16 protein-coding genes are annotated in these 18249 nt (G+C 35.9%); 10 read left to right on the top strand and 6 right to left on the bottom strand.

Features of this window, described 5'->3' with window-relative positions; all coding sequences use genetic code 11:
- The first annotated feature begins 62 nt into the window (after positions 1 to 62).
- The 4 genes from QWZ06_RS01725 to QWZ06_RS01710 all read left to right on the top strand — a co-directional run bounded on the left by QWZ06_RS01725 (position 63) and on the right by QWZ06_RS01710 (position 7397).
- Positions 63 to 1130 carry an IgGFc-binding protein gene (locus tag QWZ06_RS01725; protein ID WP_290295435.1) on the top strand — a complete coding sequence of 356 codons (1068 nt, stop codon included), beginning with the start codon at positions 63 to 65 and terminating at the stop codon, positions 1128 to 1130.
- The gene (locus QWZ06_RS01720; protein WP_290295434.1) at positions 1034 to 2884 is read left to right on the top strand and encodes a T9SS type B sorting domain-containing protein; all 1851 of its coding nucleotides are present in this window, start codon (positions 1034 to 1036) and stop codon (positions 2882 to 2884) included. Before QWZ06_RS01725 ends, QWZ06_RS01720 begins: the two co-directional genes overlap by 97 nt.
- 112 nt (positions 2885 to 2996) lie before the next feature.
- On the top strand, positions 2997 to 6392 hold the full coding sequence (locus tag QWZ06_RS01715; protein ID WP_290295433.1) for an FIDD domain-containing protein: 3396 nt from the start codon (positions 2997 to 2999) through the stop codon (positions 6390 to 6392).
- 192 nt (positions 6393 to 6584) lie between these two features.
- Positions 6585 to 7397, top strand: coding sequence for a hypothetical protein (locus QWZ06_RS01710; RefSeq protein ID WP_290295432.1), 813 nt, complete (start codon positions 6585 to 6587; stop codon positions 7395 to 7397).
- Between the two features lie 149 nt (positions 7398 to 7546).
- Here the strand turns inward: QWZ06_RS01710 and QWZ06_RS27690 are convergent, their stop codons facing one another.
- Both QWZ06_RS27690 and QWZ06_RS01705 read right to left on the bottom strand, forming a co-directional pair.
- Positions 7547 to 7855, bottom strand: coding sequence for a T9SS type B sorting domain-containing protein (locus tag QWZ06_RS27690; RefSeq protein WP_353959928.1), 309 nt, complete (start codon positions 7853 to 7855; stop codon positions 7547 to 7549).
- Positions 7846 to 10425 (bottom strand): IgGFc-binding protein, encoded by a 2580-nt coding sequence (locus tag QWZ06_RS01705; RefSeq protein WP_353959927.1) that lies wholly within the window; start codon positions 10423 to 10425, stop codon positions 7846 to 7848. Before QWZ06_RS01705 ends, QWZ06_RS27690 begins: the two co-directional genes overlap by 10 nt.
- 811 nt (positions 10426 to 11236) lie before the next feature.
- On the opposite strand from QWZ06_RS01705, the gene QWZ06_RS01700 reads away from it, so the two are divergent.
- The 5 genes from QWZ06_RS01700 to QWZ06_RS01680 all read left to right on the top strand — a co-directional run bounded on the left by QWZ06_RS01700 (position 11237) and on the right by QWZ06_RS01680 (position 13928).
- Complete coding sequence (locus QWZ06_RS01700; RefSeq protein ID WP_290295431.1) at positions 11237 to 11701, top strand: hypothetical protein; 465 nt, start codon at positions 11237 to 11239, stop codon at positions 11699 to 11701.
- Positions 11692 to 12009 carry a DUF6759 domain-containing protein gene (locus QWZ06_RS01695; protein ID WP_290295430.1) on the top strand — a complete coding sequence of 106 codons (318 nt, stop codon included), beginning with the start codon at positions 11692 to 11694 and terminating at the stop codon, positions 12007 to 12009. The genes QWZ06_RS01700 and QWZ06_RS01695 overlap by 10 nt, the downstream gene beginning before the upstream one ends.
- Before the next feature lie 100 nt (positions 12010 to 12109).
- Positions 12110 to 12787: a tRNA (guanosine(46)-N7)-methyltransferase TrmB gene (gene trmB, locus QWZ06_RS01690; protein ID WP_290295429.1), complete on the top strand. Its 678-nt coding sequence runs from the start codon at positions 12110 to 12112 to the stop codon at positions 12785 to 12787.
- 22 nt (positions 12788 to 12809) lie between these two features.
- Complete coding sequence (locus tag QWZ06_RS01685) at positions 12810 to 13484, top strand: DUF6759 domain-containing protein (protein WP_290295428.1); 675 nt, start codon at positions 12810 to 12812, stop codon at positions 13482 to 13484.
- Between the two features lie 6 nt (positions 13485 to 13490).
- Positions 13491 to 13928, top strand: a complete 438-nt coding sequence (locus QWZ06_RS01680) for a DUF6759 domain-containing protein (RefSeq protein WP_290295427.1) — start codon at positions 13491 to 13493, stop codon at positions 13926 to 13928.
- 271 nt (positions 13929 to 14199) lie between these two features.
- On the opposite strand, the gene rpsB is transcribed toward QWZ06_RS01680, so the two are convergent.
- The 3 genes from rpsB to rplM form a co-directional block, all read right to left on the bottom strand.
- Positions 14200 to 14961: a 30S ribosomal protein S2 gene (rpsB, locus tag QWZ06_RS01675; RefSeq protein ID WP_045501217.1), complete on the bottom strand. Its 762-nt coding sequence runs from the start codon at positions 14959 to 14961 to the stop codon at positions 14200 to 14202.
- A 186-nt stretch (positions 14962 to 15147) separates the two neighbouring features.
- Positions 15148 to 15534 carry a 30S ribosomal protein S9 gene (gene rpsI, locus QWZ06_RS01670; protein WP_034706090.1) on the bottom strand — a complete coding sequence of 129 codons (387 nt, stop codon included), beginning with the start codon at positions 15532 to 15534 and terminating at the stop codon, positions 15148 to 15150.
- Between the two features lie 6 nt (positions 15535 to 15540).
- The gene (rplM, locus tag QWZ06_RS01665) at positions 15541 to 15996 is read right to left on the bottom strand and encodes a 50S ribosomal protein L13 (protein WP_047385928.1); all 456 of its coding nucleotides are present in this window, start codon (positions 15994 to 15996) and stop codon (positions 15541 to 15543) included.
- Between the two features lie 536 nt (positions 15997 to 16532).
- Between rplM and QWZ06_RS01660 the strand changes: the two genes are divergently transcribed.
- Complete coding sequence (locus QWZ06_RS01660; RefSeq protein ID WP_290295426.1) at positions 16533 to 17657, top strand: DUF3667 domain-containing protein; 1125 nt, start codon at positions 16533 to 16535, stop codon at positions 17655 to 17657.
- Between the two features lie 38 nt (positions 17658 to 17695).
- On the opposite strand, the gene QWZ06_RS01655 is transcribed toward QWZ06_RS01660, so the two are convergent.
- Positions 17696 to 18028, bottom strand: a complete 333-nt coding sequence (locus QWZ06_RS01655) for a hypothetical protein (protein WP_115970543.1) — start codon at positions 18026 to 18028, stop codon at positions 17696 to 17698.
- Positions 18029 to 18249: the final 221 nt, after the last annotated feature.

The raw sequence follows: 18249 nt of genomic DNA, 5'->3' as shown, positions 1-18249 counted from the left end.
ACATTTTATTAAAAGTATTTGATTTTTTATTTTAATTTTGTAGAAATCCTAATTCCATACACATGAAAAGATTTCTACTCAGTTTGGTATTAATTTTTTTTACAATTAATACCCTCTTTGCGCAAAGGGATACTGAACACTGGATTGCACCCTATTATGTAACCACAGGTGACTACGAAAATAAGGTGTATCTATCCACTGATTCTACTACCCCTTTTCCCGTACAAATATTCAGTGCCAATACCTTGCTTGGCACTGTTACTATCTCTAAAGGAGACCCTAAAACATTTGATGTAGACCCAAGCCTTATCTCTGCAAGCGGTACTACTGATGCTTTTGTTGTAGGTACAAAAGGACTTTATTTAAAAGCTGAAAGACCTTTCTATTGCAGCTTAAGACTTGCAGAGTTTTCCCATGGTGAAATTATTACCAGTAAAGGAAAGGCGGGTATTGGTACCAAATTTTATGTTGCTACCAGCCCCAATACAAGAAAGGCAAAAGATAAATATGGAACAGATAATTTTACAGCAGGGATTCTAGCTACTGAAGACAATACTACAGTTACTGTAAGCTGGACAACTCCCGACTTAAAATTCATCAATGGTCTTGCTGCCAGCATAAACAACTATTCATTTGTGCTTAATAAAGGACAATCCTTTATTCTTGCCGGAAATCTAGATGATACAGATGCCAACGCTAAAGGATTCATTGGTGCTAAGATTGTTACCAATAAACCTGTAACTCTTACCAATGGTAGCTGTAATGGTAACTTCTCTACCGGGCCAAGTGGTTCTGACCCTATTCTTGACCAGTCTGTACCTGTAGATAGATTAGGAAATACATTTGCGATGGTAAAAACCAAATCCACAAAGCCAGCGGCAAATATGGAAGGAGGTCTTATCATTGCTACGGAAGACAATACTGAAGTATACATCAACGGATCGGGTACTCCTATCACTACTCTGAATGAAGGAGGCTGGTATAGAATTGATGAAACAACTATGCTGCCCAGGGTGGCGGAGCTCATTCCAATATGTTTATTTCCACATCCAAGAATGTATACCTTTACCAATTTGTGGGAGTGGGTGCTAGTGAAGCAACCAATGGATTTAATTATATCCCACCATTGAACTGTTTCTTACCAAGAAGAATTGAGGAAATTGGTAAAATTAATGAAATGCCAGGCATTGCGACCACGAGTATTAATCTAAAACTTAACATATTAACTGAAGTAGGAGCAACTGTACTTGTCAACGGAGTACCACCTACTCCTGCTGAAGGACCATATCCTTTAACAGGAAATTCTCTATGGGTAACTTATTCATTGGAAAATTTCCCTCCTAACCTTACCATTACCTCTACAAAAGCAGTAACAGCAGGGATTAATGGTGGATATAGTTCAGCCGGATATGGTGGATATTTTGCAGGATTCTCATCAGTTCCTGTAATTGCTAAAAAATCAGGAATCTGTGTTCCTGGAATTGTTTTACAAGTAGAAGATACTTATGATACCTATCAATGGTTCCTTAACGATGTAGCCATTTCTGGTGCAAATACTTTTACTTATGCACCTACACAACCTGGTTATTACACGGTAAAGGTAACAATGGGGGCATGTCAATCGCTGACTACGCCTATTTATAAAGTTGTTAACTGTTTAATACAGACTACTAAAGAAGAACCTTCTTGTGCTACTAAGATTATTACCCCGGCATTCAGCTCTTCAACTCAGACTCCGGTGTCAAGTACTTTAAAAATCCTTACCGCTCCTACCAATGGAACGGCTGTGATTAATGCAAATGGAACAATAACTTATACACCGAAGCCAAATTTCGAAGGAATAGATAAAATCGTTTATACATTCTGTGGTGACTCCCCAGACTTTATGGACTGTGAAGAAGTAACCCTAAACCTTAAGGTTGTACCTTTCATTGTGAAGGATACTTCTATTAAAGCTTGCTGGTATGACGTAGCGCCATATGCATATTTTGATTTAACAAAAGCTAACGTTACCGACTATGGAATGTCAATAAAAAAATATTACCGTACATTAAAAGATCTTACTGCCGGAATCAATGAAATAACAACACCTGAAAACTTTCCTGCAACTGGAGGATCTGTGTATGTAAAAGTGACTACAGAACAAGGATGTACTGCTAATGCAAAAATTGACCTGATTACACTTCCAATCAAAAAATCGCCAATTCTTGTAGACAAGTTTATCTGTATTGATGATAAAACGGATCTTGATGCAGGATCTGGATATGATTCTTACCAATGGAGCACAGGAGCAACTACCTCTGGAATCAGAGGTGTAGGAGTAGGAGAATATACTGTAATTCTTGAGAAAAATGGATGTTTCATCACTCAGCTGGTAAGAGTGAAAAAAGCAACTGATCCTGTTATCCAACAAATTGAAATTAACAATACAACTGCTACAGTCGTTGTAGCTGGAGGTAAAGCACCTTACAAATTTGCTGTTGATGGAACTACAAACTGGCAAGATTCAAATTCCTTCACAGGATTAAGCAGAGGTCAACATAGATTCTATGTAAAAGATGCATACAACTGTACACCTATTTCAGCTGAAGTTACAGTTCCTAATTTATTGAATGCTATTACACCTAATGGAGATAACATCAATGATTATATCGATTACAGTGACCTGGCTTATAAGGATAATCTAAAATTTGTAGTATATGACAGATATGGAAATCTGATATTTACCGGAGATAGATTCAACAATTACAAGTGGGATGGAAGACATTTTGACAAAAGACTTGTAACAGGTACATACTGGTATCATGTTACATGGAATGAGCCTAATAAGGATAAAACTGAAATAAAATATACAGGCTGGATTATGGTTAAAAACAGAGAATAACCATCCGGATCTAAAATTTTCAAACCACGATTTCAAAATCGTGGTTTTTTTATTTCATTTCCAACACTTTAATACTTTTTATTATTAAATTTGTGATAAATACGACTCCTGAATGAAGAAAATTCTATCTTTTTTATTTATATTTTATATATTCACCTCTGCGTTTGCCCAATTAGACAGAGAACACTGGTTTGCTCCAATGATAGACCGCTCAGGAGCTCCTTCCCCCTACCAGAAACTCTATTTATCTACCAGCAGAACAACACCATTCCCTGTGAGCATCTATAACAATAATGTTTTGATTGGAACGGTGAATATCAGTAAAAATAATCCTCAGAAGTTCGATATCTTAAGAGATTTTATTATCACCACCCAACAGACCGACTTATTTACTCCTACTACCAAAGGACTTTATCTAAAGGCAGAATTTCCGTTTTACGCGAACTTAAGGTTTTCTGTATTTAACCATGCCGAAATTATTACTTCAAAAGGAATTCCATCTACCGGAAAAAGTTTCTTTACTGCTTACGCTCCTATTAGTGTAAATAATGATATTCTGAACTTTATGACCAGTATTCTGGCAACTGAAGACAATACCAATATTAGTATTACCAACTACAGCCCGCTTGTACAGTTCTCTAATGGAACAACAGGAACTACCAACCCTATCATAAATATTACTTTAAACAAAGGACAATCTTATATTATAGACGGAATTGGAAGTAATTCCGGAAATTTCGATGGATTTATTGGAGCTAAAATCACTTCAAACAAACCTATCAATGTTACAAACGGAAATTTCAATGGCCAATATGCAGGAAATTTCCCTACCAGTTCCGATATTTTAATGGATCAGGCTGTACCAGCAGACAAACTCGGAAGTGAATTTGCTCTCGTAAAAGGTAATGGAAGTATTGGAGCCAATATGGAAAGAGCATTGATCATTGCTACCCAAGACAATACTGAAATTTATGTCAATAACGAATTAACTCCAATTGCCACGCTCAATACAGGAAAATATTTTGTGATTCCCGATACAAAATATGTCCTTCAAGGGAATGGTCATTACAATCTATATATCAAAACCTCTAAAAATGCTTATGTGTACCAAATGCTCGCTGGAGATGGGAGTACATCAAGTGAGGTTGCCACCGGAGGCTTCAATTTTATTCCTGCCTTAAATTGTTATCTTCCTAAACAAATCAATGAACTAGGGCTTATTGATGAAAATTTTGTTCATTCTAATGTAAACCCATTGGGGATTCTCAATATTCCCACAAAACTGAATCTTATTACGGAGAAAGGAGCTGTAGTTACAGTAAATGGGGGAACTCCACCAGCCTCTACCGGCCCTTACAATATGTCAGGTACCAACAATTGGGTTACCTATGGAATCCCTAATGTCACGGGGACAATAACCATAGTTTCAAGTAAGGCCATTACAGCAGGAATTACCGCAGGAAGTAATGCTGTAGGGTATGGAGGTTTTTTTGCCGGATTTCCTACACAGCCTGTTATTTTAAAATCAGGAGGAACCTGCATTCCAGGGCTTGTACTTACTGTAGATCCTATCATTTATGATTCTTATCAATGGTATAGAAACGGTATTGCTATTTCAGGTGCCAACAGCTCTTCCATCACCCCTTCTCAATCCGGATATTATACCTGCCAAGTAACAATGGGAAGCTGCGCACCTTTGGTGACAGAGCAATACAAAGTTACAAACTGCATGAAGCTGACGGCGAAATCCTATGATGTATGTTCTTCACAAGCCATCACCCCGACCTTCAGTACTTCAACACAAACTCCGGTACCATCTACTGTAACTGTGACGACTCCACCTGCCCTGGGTACAGCCGTTGTAAATCCTGCTACAGGAGTCATTACTTATACAGTCAATAATCCAGGCTCAACAGGAAATGACACATTCACCTATACCTTCTGTGGAAATGATCCGGACTTTCCTGATTGTGAAACAGTAACAGTAACGATCAATATTAAAGCGATCACTGTAACCAATTCAATATTATTTTCTTGTGATGTAAATGGAAAAGGAACATTTGATCTTACAACCGCCAGTGTCACAACAAATAATCCTGTTACGAAAACCTATTATCCGACTCTTGCAGATGCACAAGTGGAAAACCCGGCAGCTCAGATTACCACCCCGAACAACTATTCAGCGGCAAATGGTACGATTATCTATGTTGTAGTTAAAAATGCCCTCGGCTGTAAAAGCATTGCTGAAATAACACTATCTCTTTACAATAAAGCGATCGTTCCAGATAATTATAATGGTACTTTCTGTGATGATAATTTTGATGGAACTGTAAATATCACCCTCTCTAATATAACAGCTCTTGTACTTAATAACCCTACTTATTTTACCGTAAGATATTATTCCAATTTAGCGGATGCCAATACAGGAAATGCCAACACACTCCCTAATAACTGGAGCTATACTACAACCACTACGATTTATATAAGAGTAGATTCTCCTGACGGATGTGCTTCTGTCATTAAACCTTTAAAGTTTAGTATTGGAGCCAAAATACCATTGGCAAGTCAGGTAGTGGCAGAAAGTGTGTGTGATGATGACCTGGATGGAATTAAAACAGTAAACCTCGCTCAGTTTATTCCTCAGTTCACTTTAGATCCAAATGTTACTTTTACTTTTCATGGAAGCTTAGCTGATGCACAGAACAATGTGAGCCCAATAGCAGCTACAGTAAATATTACAGCTCCACAAACCTTTTATATCCGTTTTGAAAAAAATGGAGTATGTCCGGAAGTTGCTTCCATTAAAATCACTATTAAAATTCCTAAAGCCTCGGCTCTTCTTATAGATCAAATGATCTGCCCTAAAATGACTACAACACTGGATGCGGGTCCTGGATTTGATAAATATCTATGGAGTACAGGAGCAGCAACTCCTTCAATTACCAACGTACCGGCTGGAAGCTATTGGGTAGAACTAACTTCTAATGGCTGCGTTTACAAACAATCTGTAAATGTCACAGAATACCAGGTTCCTATCATCACTTCTATTGAAATTGACGGAACAACAGTAAAAGTGGGAGCCAGTGGCGGTATACCACCTTATCAATATTCTCTGGATGGAGTAATCTGGCAAACGTCAAATATTTTCTATGACGTACCAAGAGGAGCACATACCGTAAAGGTAAAGGATTCTAAAATGTGTGGTGAAGCTAAAAAGGATTTTGCCATTATTAATCTCATCAATACCATTACACCCAATGGCGATGGAATTAATGAAGCCATCGATTATTCTGCTTTAATGTCTAATGATAATCTGGTATTCAGAATTTTCGACCGATATGGAGCCGAGCTTTTTCGGGGAACTCGTGAAAATCGATATACCTGGGATGGCCGGGTTGGAGGCAGATATGTTCCCACAGCTACCTATTGGTATTTTATCAGCTGGACAGAATATGGCTCTACCGTTTCCATAAAATATTCAAGCTGGCTATTGGTAAGACACAGATAAATACACATAAAAGGTTGAAAGAAAGCAATATTCTTTCAACCTTTTATCATAAATCCAAGTTTAGATTCAGATTCGAAATATGTTTATAACATTCATTAACAATTCAATACTAAAGTTTAATATAATTTTAACCACCATTCTTTATCTAATCCCATAGAAATTGCTGTATTTCTATGTAATTTTGCCAATTATATGAAGAAACTGATTACTCTGTTGCTATTGATCTTTCTGGCAAAAATCAATGCTCAAATATATTCCGGAGAAGTATTTCTAAAGGATAACTCCATCCTTTATCTCAATCAGGTATATGTTACCAATCTAAACACTCAAAAGACTGTACTTGCTGACTATAATGGTAATTTTAATGTTCCCGCTAATTCCGGAGACGTTATTCGTTTTACCTCAATTGTGACGGAAAGGAAAGATATTAAAATGACTCCACAGTTATTGGGTCAGAAAAACCTGGTGGAGCTGAAAATAGCCTATTATGAAATCCAGGAAATTGTACTGAGCAGGTTTAAACCTACAGGTAATCTTAGATATGATGTAAACTCACTCAGAAAAGAGGATAAAGCATTGGCCATTAAAAAAGTAATTGGACTTCCGGAGCCTAAGGGAGACGGAACACCACCAGAACTACCGGTGGCCGGATTAAGAGATGGTGGACTTACCTTTAGTATTGAAAGCATTTATGATATGCTTTCCGGGGAAAGGAAGAAAAAGCAGCGTTATCAAGCTTACGAGAGGATGAATGGTTCTATTACTCAAGTTAAAAATTATTTAGGAAAAGATTATTTTGCAAAATTTAAAATTCCTGAAAACCTGATTGATAACTTTTTACAATTTGTCTACACTTCAGAAAATATTCAGCCTTATGTATCGGCAGGAAACTTTGAAGCCGTAAAAATTCCTATTGAAAAATATATCCCTATTTATCAGAAAAGGCTTAAAAACTCTCATCTTCAAGAGGTTATAAGTCCTCAACAAACTGAAAATAGCAAATAAAATCTATATAAAAGAAACCGTCTCATTCTTATGGGACGGTTTTTTATTATTTACAAGAACAAGTAATGAAAAACAATTGATTTTTTTTAACGTTTACAAAAAAGCCGACTCAGGAATGAGACGGCTCTAAAAAAACTGGTTTTCAATAGCTATTCCCTATTTTTCACCAAAATCCATCCGGTATACTTTATAGCGGTTTGTTTATTACCTGGTTCATTCCATTCTATTTTATACCAATAAGTTCCGGTCGGGACATTTCGATTTCCTCCTAATGTTCCATTCCATCGATAACCTCTGGTATGATCACCCTGGAACATTTTAGCGCCATATCGGTCAAAAATACTAAAGCTCAGGTTATTTTTACCTGCTAATAAAGAATAATCAACACTATCATTCACACCATCACCATTGGGCGTGATAACGTTGATCAGATTGGGAACCGTAATTTTTAGTGCCATTGGAGAACAATTATAACTGTCTTTACATATACCGTAACATTTCCTCTGGTGACATTCGTAAATACATTAGAGTCCTGCCATAGGATATTGTCAAGGGAATATCGATAGGGCGGAGTGCCTCCGATTACCATAACTGTTACAGTGCTGTTTGAAATTTCAATATCGGTTATGACCGGACTTTCTGAAGCATATACTTTTACGGTTTGTTTCGTAACGCATATTCCTGTTTTTAATTTCACCCAATACATTCCTACTCCTGCATTTGAAATGGATTGAGTAGTCGCTCCTGTGCTCCATTCGTACCCTGTAAAACCAGGACCTGCATCCAAAATAGTCTTATCCTCAACACAAATGATCTTATCTTTAAGAATATTAGATTGTACAGGAGGAAGAACAATAAGCGTAACGACAGCAATATTATAACATCCCTTATTGGTTACCCTTACGTATACAACTCCGTTTGGGGCAATATAAACCGTAGGATTAAGGATTTCATTGGTTTGGTTCTGAGCATCGGTCATGGAGGGATAATATTTTTTTTGGAATCCCGGATCTGAAACGCTGGCTGTTGTAAGGTTAAATAAGGCTGTTGCGGGATTCTTTTCAATAAAACATGATCTCAAGATAGCATTATTTACTATGGGTGTTTGAGACACCGCCAGATTCAATGTGACTTCTTCACAATCTGTAAAATCCTGATTATCCCCACAGAAACGATACACGATAGTCTCATTACCTTGATACCCTGAATTTGGATTATAGGTTATTATTCCTGTTGTTGGATTGATTGCTGCAGTACCGTTTGTTGGAGGAGTGACAATGGCTACAGAACCAGGAACAACAGACTGTGTGGAATTTGTAAAGACAGGAGTAATCTCTTTGCTGCTGCCACATAAAACTTCGCTGACCATTGTTTTGACAAGACAGGTGTAGACCTTATACGCTGTAGTCATAATCGGTGCACAGGTTCCCGAAGAGACTCTTACGGTATAACTTCCTGATTGTGTCGGAGTGAATGTGGAATTAACCGCCCCAGGAATCAGTACATTCTCTCTGTACCATTGATAATTCTGATATTCACCCTCAACTTCCAGTACAATTCCGGGAATACAGTCTCCATCTCTTTTTGAAATAGCAGGAATTGAAGAAAATCCAGCAAAATAACCACCGTATCCTGCGGGGCCACTTCCCCCCAAAATACCAGCGGTGACTGCTCTGGTAGAAGTAATGGTAATATTTCCGCTTACATCAGGAACTGTGTAAGAAACCCAGTTGCTGGTACCGCTTACCGGATAAGGCCCTTGCGCTGAAGTGGGAGTAACTCCGTTTACTGCAACAGCAGCACCTGTCTCCGTTACAATATTTAAATTAGTGATCATAGATCTGGGTGGAAGAATATTGATACTCCCTATTTCATCTATTTTTTTCGGTAAATAGCAATTGAGGGGCGGAATACTATTGAAGCCTCCTGATACAACATTATCTCCTCCTGCCAATAATTGGTAAACATACACATTTTTGGTAGTTCTGATATACATATTATAATGTATATTTCCTTGATGGATATAGTTGGTATTGCTTATTTCATTAACCCTGTAGCTTTCTCCTTCATTAAGCGTGACTATAGGAGTCGCAGCATTATTAATGAATACCTGAGTATTATTTTCTGTAGCAACAATAAAAGCATCCTCCATACGCCGGTCAATACTAGCATTTCCTTTTACTAAAACGAATTCATTGCCTAATCTATCTATTGGAACCACCTGATCCATCATAATATCTCCTCCTAAATTACTGGGAGCAAAAGAAAATTCTCCAGTGAAATTCCCATTGGTAACAGAAATAGGCTTATTGGCGACAATTTTAGCTCCGATAAAGCCTTTACTATTTTCAGGGTATGCCCCATTCCCTTCAATAATGTACGATTGGCCTTTATTAAGAGTAAAGTTGAGAGAAGAAGGGGTTACCATATTGTTAGAGAACTTTACGTTAGGGGAATATCCCGAGACTGTCACCTTTGTATTGTCTTCTGTTGCTAATATTCCCACCGTGAAATTATAGGCACCGTCAAGAAATGATAGAGGCGGAGGAGACGCGTAAAATAGTCTGCCAATACCAGCTTTTCCCTTAGATGTTACTATTTCGGCATGATAATATGTCGAAAACCTGAAGGTGACAAAATAAGGCTTCGCTCCTTTGGTATACAATCCCATGGCGACCGGCTTAAATATAAGTCCGGGAGAAGTATATGGGGCAACCATATAAGGTGGAGATTGGGAAAGAGTACTGAAAACCTGTGGATTCCCTTTACTGATTGTCACCGTACCAATCAGCACATTATTACTATAGATTTCTACCGGGAAAGGAGTTACGGAATCAGTAGAAAAGTATAGTCCTTCGTGTAGTGTTTTGTTTTCCACTCCTCTTTGAGACATTGGGGCAAACCAATGCTCTGTATCTCTTTGAGCATCTACTATTCCAAATATAAAAATGACAAACAGAAAGAGAAGTATCTTCTGAAACGGTGTAAGAAAAACTTGTTTTTTTCGAGAAAATAATGTTTTTGACATATTTTTATGTTTTTTTGAGAATAATTTTTATATTTTTTTAAATAAAAAACTGCAACTCAGAGTTGCAGTTTAATGGGAAAGCTTGTTATGGCAATGTCATTTTCTTTGACTAAAAAAATGCTGGTCTTCTCCAATAGTAATTGCTTGAATACATTAGAAAAACAATGACTTCTCTTACCATGAAATATGGAATATAGAACCTGATGCTTTTTTATCAATAAAATAAATGGATGAGGGCTCAGAAAAAGCTTTAAAAAAGACATATAATAAATAAAAGGTGTCTTTGCTAAAAATAAAGCAATAGAAGCATAGTCATTCTTTTTCATCAAAATTGTGTTTCGTTTTTTACAAATATATCATAAAACACAATAAACTAATATCAAATAATCAATAAAAATTAATTTTAAAGATAAATATGACTATTAAACACATTGATGATTAAAAATTTAATACTAAGAATGATGATTACTCTATATTTTTCACAAAGATTGATATTTTTGGAATATGTAATAGCATTTAATAGGGATAAAAATCCTAGTGTAAGAGTAGCCCTGTTGGTTTTTGGAAAGATTAAAAGTTATTGGATGGAAAAAGTAAGGGATAAAACTTATAAAAAACAAGGGAATATACTTTTATCGATCATTCATTTTTTCCCGAATACATTTCATTTATATTCGAAAATATATTTAAATTTATATCACAATAATGTGTTTAGAATAAAAACAATACTATTACGTTATCCTATTAAAAGCTAATCGGCCCAAACACAAATTAAGAAAAAGTACCCAATTTTTAACTTAATACTATATTAATGAAAAAAATACTTTTACTTCTTGCTTCGGTCTTGTTTTTCAGCATCTCTGCCCAAAAAAAGGGTAAAGACTACAGCCAAATTTTGAAAAGCAATAACATCTATGAAATCAACGCTTTCTTAAGAGATGCCCATCCCGATGATCCACGAAGATCTGTATTAAAACCCCGGGTAATGGAAATGATGAAGGAATACATCAAAAATGCTCATCCTGAAGATCAAAAGGTAAAAGACATGCAGGAAATGCTGGCTTTATTAAGAAGACGACCTTCTACAAAGATCACATTTGATGAGATGAATGCCATTATTAAACAGAAACAAATAGCCAAATATAAAGCTGAGCTTGCCGCTAAAAACCTACTGAAACCTATACTCCCAGTAATGCTCAGAATACCTTTGTTGTCAATACAGCCAGTAATGCAGCCATTCCTAATGCAGAAGCAGAAGAATTCAATATGCTCATGAACATCTCTCCTATTGAACATCAAAACAAAACAGTGAAAATTCTTAATTCCTTATTTGATAACGATCCTAATACCCGAGAGTGTATTGTCCTTATTCAAAATCAATCTGACTGCAACATTATTGTAAGGATGGAAAGTACAGGTACTACAAAATACAGACTTGCTATTCCTGCTCATAGTGATAACTCAATTGTGATAGAAAAAGGGCAGTATCTTTTCACAAGCTTAGTCTGTGGCGCACAATATGCTTCACAAAAAACGATTCAAAGACCCATCATGGTTGCTTTAGGGAGCGCAACATCAAAATAATCAAAGTAATATAATCATTTCGGCATAGGTCTTTTCACTTTAAAAGACCTTAATTCTGTGTAAATTTTAGTACTTTTGCACTCATTTTATAAATGACTCAATGGGCAAGAACAAATTAGCAAGATTTGCAGAAAACAAGATATTACCAAATGTAATTCAACCTACAAGAGAAGATGCTTTAAATGGCTTTGAACTTAAGGGAAAATGGAGAGAAAACTTCTTTAAAAATGATAATCCGATTGTTCTGGAGCTGGGCTGTGGAAAAGGAGAATACTCTGTAGGGCTGGCTAAAACGTTTCCTGAAAAGAACTTCATCGGAATTGATATTAAAGGAGCAAGATTCTGGTTTGGCGCTAAAGAAGCAGTGGAAAACGGGATGACTAATGTCGCCTTTTTAAGATCACAGATTGAACTCGTGGATCATTTCTTTGCTGAAAATGAAGTGGATGAAATCTGGATTACTTTCCCAGATCCTCAGATTAAATACAAAAGAACAAAACATAGACTAACACACCCGGACTTTTTAGCCCGTTATAAGAAATTCCTAAAACCAGGCGGAATTGTTCATTTGAAGACTGATTCTGAATTCCTTCATGGTTATACACTCGGATATTTACAAGGAGCAGGACATGAAATTATCAGCGCTCACCACGATATCTACGGAGCACCGGAATATGACCCGAATACGGAACATTTAAGAGATATTCAAACGTACTATGAAGGGCTATTCTCAGCAAAAGGAAAAACAATAACTTATATAAAATTCCGGATTAACTGATGAAATAAACGAAACACTATTGATGATAAAAAAAATTTTAACGATTTTATTTTTCACTTTCCTTACCCCAGCCTTTACTTATGCACAAAAAGCTAGTAAAGACATCTTAAAAAGCACAAATATCAAGGAAATTGAAGAATATCTAAAGAACGCACACCCTGACGATCCTAAAAGAAGTGTGCTGAAACCTAAGCTCATTGCTCTAAAAAACTCTGAGTGGACGAAAGGAGCAAGTACTGCTAAACCTATGGAAGCAAGACCTGTTATCGCAGATATCCCTAAAAATGCAATGAAAGATCCCAATTCTAATGAAGCGGAAGAATTTAAACGTTTAATTGCTGAAACATCTGCTGAACATAAGGAGAAAACAGAGCAACTTCTGAATACCATGCTTAATGAAGATATTACCAAAAAAGAATCCATTCTTCTATTTAAGAATAATTCAGACTGTAATATTGTTCTCCGAATAGAAGGGAAAGACTACTATAACCTTGCAGTTCCCGCTCATGGAGAAAACTTTATTATTGTAAATAAAGGCTTATATACACTGAACAGCAACGTCTGTGATATGAAGTACTTCTCTCAAAAGGATATAAAAAGAAGTATCTTTGTAACCATAGATAACCCAGATCAGCAAGTCTCAAAAATAGAGGCTTTACCTGAAAAACCATTAAAAAAAAGAAAAGCAAAAAAATAAACGGGTATGAAAAAACTATTAGTTCTTACCGGGATTTCAATGATCCTTACCAGTTGTAGCGTTAACTACGGTGGTTATCCAATTAGAAATCCCTACCCTACCAATACTGGTGGTGGTAGTGCAGCTAATACAGAAAGGGAATATAATGAACTGATGAAAACTCATAAACCTGAAACAGCTGAAGTGCTTAGTGATCTTCTTAACAATGATGATCCTGGTAACCCCAAAACTTCTATCTCTGTTAATAATAGCTCTCCGTGTAATATGGTATTAACGATAAGCGGTAATAATTTCTTTAAAAAGATTCCTATAGGTGCAGGAAAGATTGGCTATACAATGGTTGCGAAGAATCAAAGCTACAGCTTGTCCGGTATGGTTTGTAACTCACGATACCAGTCTAATAAATTTATAACCACCTCTTATTCGATAACACTTAGAAACTAAAAATAGACCCCACAGTAATTTGTGGGGTCTATTTTTATGGATATTTATCAATATTCCACAAGCAATTGATTTCTGTGTTCTCAAAGCATTTGATTCGCTCCACCTCTCATTAGTTTATCCTATTTAAGGTCATAATGGGGCTTATATGGGAATTATCATAAAGCTGCCATCCCTTATCTTAGCCTTAATCTACATCATCAAGAAAAACTATAAAAACAAAAAACGCTGGATCGAAATCCAGCGTTTTTCCTATATTAAAGAAAATCTTTAATTATTCTGCATCGAAATCAGCATCTGTATCAGCAGATACTTTTTCTCCTTCTTCTTTAGATTTTTCTTTATCAGCTTTTCTTTGAGACTGACCTTCTTTGATAGAATCAGAAACAATGCTCAAGATCATATCAATAGATTTAGAAGCATCATCGTTTCCTGGGATAACGAAGTCAACTTTTCTAGGGTCAGAGTTTGTATCAACGATACCGAAAACTGGAATACCAAGTTTCTTAGCTTCAGTTACCGCGATGTGTTCTCTTAAGATATCAACTACAAAGATTGCAGAAGGAAGTCTAACCATGTCAGAGATAGAACCTAAGTTTTTCTCTAAGTTAGCTCTTTGTCTGTCAACTTGTAATCTTTCTTTTTTAGATAAAGTTTCGAACGTACCGTCTTTTTTCATTTTGTCGATAGAGTTCATCTTCTTTACCGCCTTTCTGATTGTAACGAAGTTCGTTAACATACCTCCAGGCCATCTTTCTGTAATATAAGGCATATTAAGTTCAGAAGCGTGTTTTGCAACCACTTCTTTCGCTTGCTTCTTAGTAGCTACGAAAAGAACTTTTTTACCTGCAGAAGTTAATTTTTCTAAAGCGCTGCACGCTTCATCCAATTTAACTGCTGTTTTATGTAAGTCTACAATGTGAATACCGTTCTTCTCCATAAAAATGTATGGAGCCATATTTGGATTCCACTTTCTAGTCATGTGACCGAAGTGTACGCCAGCCTCTAAAAGGTCTTTTACATTTGCTTTTGCCATGTTTTCTGTTTTTGTTAGTTTACTTTCCGTCTTTTAAACAATCAACAACTTCTTTAGATGGGAGAAGCGTTTGGATGCTAAACGTAACGGGCAATTTTAAATTTAGATTAATAGATTTTAGATATAAGATACCAGACAAAAAAAGGTCTGAAATCTGAAATCTCCAATCTGATGTCTGAAAAAAAATTAACGTTTTGAGAATTGGAATCTCTTTCTTGCTTTTTTCTGACCTGGCTTCTTTCTTTCCACCATTCTTGCGTCTCTTGTAAGTAAACCAGCTGGCTTTAATGCTAATCTGAACTCAGCGTTGATTTCGCATAAAGCTCTTGAAATACCTAATCTGATAGCTTCTGCCTGACCTGTATTACCACCACCGAAAACATTTACGGTAACGTCATACTGACCAACAGTCTCAGAAAGGATAAACGGTTGGTTTAATTTGTAAACCATCACGTCTGTAGAGAAATAAGTTGCAGCATCTTTACCGTTTACTGTAATAACACCAGAACCTGGCTTTACATAAACTCTTGCTACAGAAGTCTTTCTTCTTCCGATTTTGTGAACTATAGACATAATTAATTATTTAAATTCGTTAACATTAATTGTTTTTGGCTGTTGAGCTTCATGTTTGTGCTCAGTTCCTTCATACAAATAAAGGTTCTTAAGGATAGCAGATCCTAATCTGTTTTTAGGTAACATCCCTTTTACAGACTTCTCTAATACCTTTAAAGAATCTTTCTTTTGAAGTTCAGCCGCAGTCATAGACTTCTGTCCACCAGGATATCCTGTATGCCAGATATAAGTCTTATCAGCCCACTTGTTTCCGGAAAGCGTAATTTTCCCAGCATTCAAAACGATTACGTTATCACCACAATCTACGTGAGGTGTAAAATTCGTTTTGTGCTTACCTCTCAAAATCTTTGCAACCGTAGAAGCTAGTCTTCCTAACGGCTGTCCTTCAGCGTCTACCACAACCCATTCTTTATTAGCAGTAGCTTTGTTCGCTGAAACAGTTTTGTAACTTAATGTATTCACACGTTTTAGTTAAAGATTAAACATAATTTACCCCTAAAAGGGTGTGCAAAGGTACAAATTATTTTTGTAACCCAAAAACATATTTCATTTAATCTGTATAATATCTGCAATCCAGCCTTATAGCAATAGATTTTAACACTATTTATACTTTTGGCATAAAACTTGTAAAATGTTGTGGCGATGAAAAAAAACGTTTAGAAGGTTCTAAAAACACAAATTATGATAAAGCAAGAGTTTATTCCCTCAACTCTTTCTTTATTACTTTTCTTCTAAAATTCTATCTTCTTATTTTCTTTCAACCTTAAAGTTATATCAACTTTATTACTTATATGAATATCCTTGTACGACCCAAGCAAGAATACATCAAATGTTTGTTAAATATTTTTCATTAAAAACACAACATCAAGATGATTAAACACTATTGTACATCTAAACATTAAGCCAATTTTATTTTTTCTTTAAAGATTTCCCCAAAAGCTTATTGATCTCATTATTTATTTCCTGAAATAATTATCTTTGTCACACAAACAAGTACCATGAGCCACGGAAAGATCCGAGAAGATAAAACCTGCCTGAACTGCGGGCATCAAGTAGAAGAAAGATTCTGCCCTCATTGCGGGCAGGAAAATGCTGAACGACGACAGCCTTTCTATTTTCTTTTCACCCATTTCATTGAAGACTTCACTCATTATGATGGTCAATTCTGGGGAACTGTAAAAAATCTGTTATTTAAACCTGGTAAACTGACCAATACTTATCTTGAAGGAAAGAGGCAAATATTTGTTCCTCCTGTAAAGCTTTATATTTTTGTCAGCTTTATTACCTTCTTCCTATTTGCCCTATTTCCTCCATTCAAACTCGATTATGGACATACAGAAAAAAAGGGACATGATGTTGCTCAAACTGCCCCAGTCAAAAACCAGGTCGTGCAAAACATTGTCGAAGGGATTGAAACAGAAAAGTCGAAAGTAAAAGATTCTTCGAAAATAGAACAGCTTAATCAAGCACAGACCTACATACAAGATTCTTTGAAGAAAGGCAGCTTCCAAGAAGGCCTTATAAGCACATTGGATACCGATAATAAAATAGCTGATGAAACCAGTTATCGGGGATACAAGACTCAGGAGGAATATGATAAAGGAACAGCCAATAAAAAAAATATTTTTAGTTTTATCAATGATCCTTTTGCCCGTAAATTCTTCAGTCTAAAAGAAGAAGGCGTTAAAAAAGGAGATATTCTGAGAAATCTGGTAGAAACATCTTTCCATAATCTTCCAAAAGCCCTTTTCATTTATCTCCCAATTTTTGCATTCTTTTTATGGATATTCCACAACAAAAGGAAATGGTGGTATTTCGACCATGGTATTTTTACGCTGCATTATTTTTCATTTTTACTTGTAAGTATTTTGATATTAGCACTGCTCATTAAAGCGGCAGCCTTATTATCAGAATATACATTTTTCCCTTCTTTACTATCACTGATTATATTTGTAATTTCGGCATACGGACTCATTTATTTCTTCATTGCCCATCGTCGGGTCTACAAATCACATGGTATTGTAAGTATTATGATTGGTGGAATTATATTCTTTCTCAATCTGTTTGCATTCATATTCTTAGCTACAGGATTGGCATTAGTAAGTTTTCTGATGCTCCATTAAATAAAAAAGAGGCTGTCGTATTGGACAGCCTCTTTTCTTTATTTTCTTAATGACTTCGTTGCTCTAAAACTTGCGATTACATAATAGGCTACAAAAACCATGGAAAACTTTAGAATGGATGGAATTGCCAGTTCAAGTTTAAAGATCAAAGTTCCTATCAAAACCAGAATACCCATCACTACAAATGACAAACCTAGTTTTTTAGGTAATGTAAAATCCGGTGTATCCAAATAATAAGCAATGCCCCAGGCAGCTCCAAAGGCAACTGCATAATAAAGTTCCAGGCCGATATTATCTGAGCTTAAAAAGAAATAATTGATAAGGAAGCTTACTACTGTTCCCAATGCGAAATATATCAACGCTTTTTGCATGTCTGTAAAATATGGTGCAAAAGTAGAGATTTTAATTTGAGTAAGTAAGAATCTATCAATTTCTAAACAAAACCCGGAAGTCATTTTTAATTCTGTAACTACCGAACCTGAATACTTTTAAATTCTCAAACCTAAAACTGGAGTTATTTTATTAAATAACCCTACTCAAATAAATGATAATCAAGTCCATAAAATCAAACACAGGGTTGTTTTTTTATTAT

This window comes from Chryseobacterium tructae (assembly GCF_030409875.1).
GTDB classification, from domain to species: domain Bacteria; phylum Bacteroidota; class Bacteroidia; order Flavobacteriales; family Weeksellaceae; genus Chryseobacterium; species Chryseobacterium tructae.
This window is presented reverse-complemented; position numbering and strand designations above follow the sequence as displayed.

Coding starts and splice junctions, on each gene's coding strand:
- QWZ06_RS01700 (WP_290295431.1), top strand. CDS start 11,237: ATGAAAAAAATACTTTTACTTCTTGCTTCGGTCTTGTTTTTCAGCATC.
- QWZ06_RS01725 (WP_290295435.1), top strand. CDS start 63: ATGAAAAGATTTCTACTCAGTTTGGTATTAATTTTTTTTACAATTAAT.
- QWZ06_RS01710 (WP_290295432.1), top strand. CDS start 6,585: ATGAAGAAACTGATTACTCTGTTGCTATTGATCTTTCTGGCAAAAATC.
- QWZ06_RS01720 (WP_290295434.1), top strand. CDS start 1,034: ATGTTTATTTCCACATCCAAGAATGTATACCTTTACCAATTTGTGGGA.
- rpsB (WP_045501217.1), bottom strand. CDS start 14,961: ATGGCAAAAGCAAATGTAAAAGACCTTTTAGAGGCTGGCGTACACTTC.
- QWZ06_RS01685 (WP_290295428.1), top strand. CDS start 12,810: ATGATAAAAAAAATTTTAACGATTTTATTTTTCACTTTCCTTACCCCA.
- QWZ06_RS27690 (WP_353959928.1), bottom strand. CDS start 7,855: ATGGCACTAAAAATTACGGTTCCCAATCTGATCAACGTTATCACGCCC.
- trmB (WP_290295429.1), top strand. CDS start 12,110: ATGGGCAAGAACAAATTAGCAAGATTTGCAGAAAACAAGATATTACCA.
- QWZ06_RS01660 (WP_290295426.1), top strand. CDS start 16,533: ATGAGCCACGGAAAGATCCGAGAAGATAAAACCTGCCTGAACTGCGGG.
- QWZ06_RS01705 (WP_353959927.1), bottom strand. CDS start 10,425: ATGTCAAAAACATTATTTTCTCGAAAAAAACAAGTTTTTCTTACACCG.
- QWZ06_RS01695 (WP_290295430.1), top strand. CDS start 11,692: ATGCTCATGAACATCTCTCCTATTGAACATCAAAACAAAACAGTGAAA.
- QWZ06_RS01680 (WP_290295427.1), top strand. CDS start 13,491: ATGAAAAAACTATTAGTTCTTACCGGGATTTCAATGATCCTTACCAGT.
- QWZ06_RS01715 (WP_290295433.1), top strand. CDS start 2,997: ATGAAGAAAATTCTATCTTTTTTATTTATATTTTATATATTCACCTCT.
- QWZ06_RS01655 (WP_115970543.1), bottom strand. CDS start 18,028: ATGCAAAAAGCGTTGATATATTTCGCATTGGGAACAGTAGTAAGCTTC.
- rpsI (WP_034706090.1), bottom strand. CDS start 15,534: ATGTCTATAGTTCACAAAATCGGAAGAAGAAAGACTTCTGTAGCAAGA.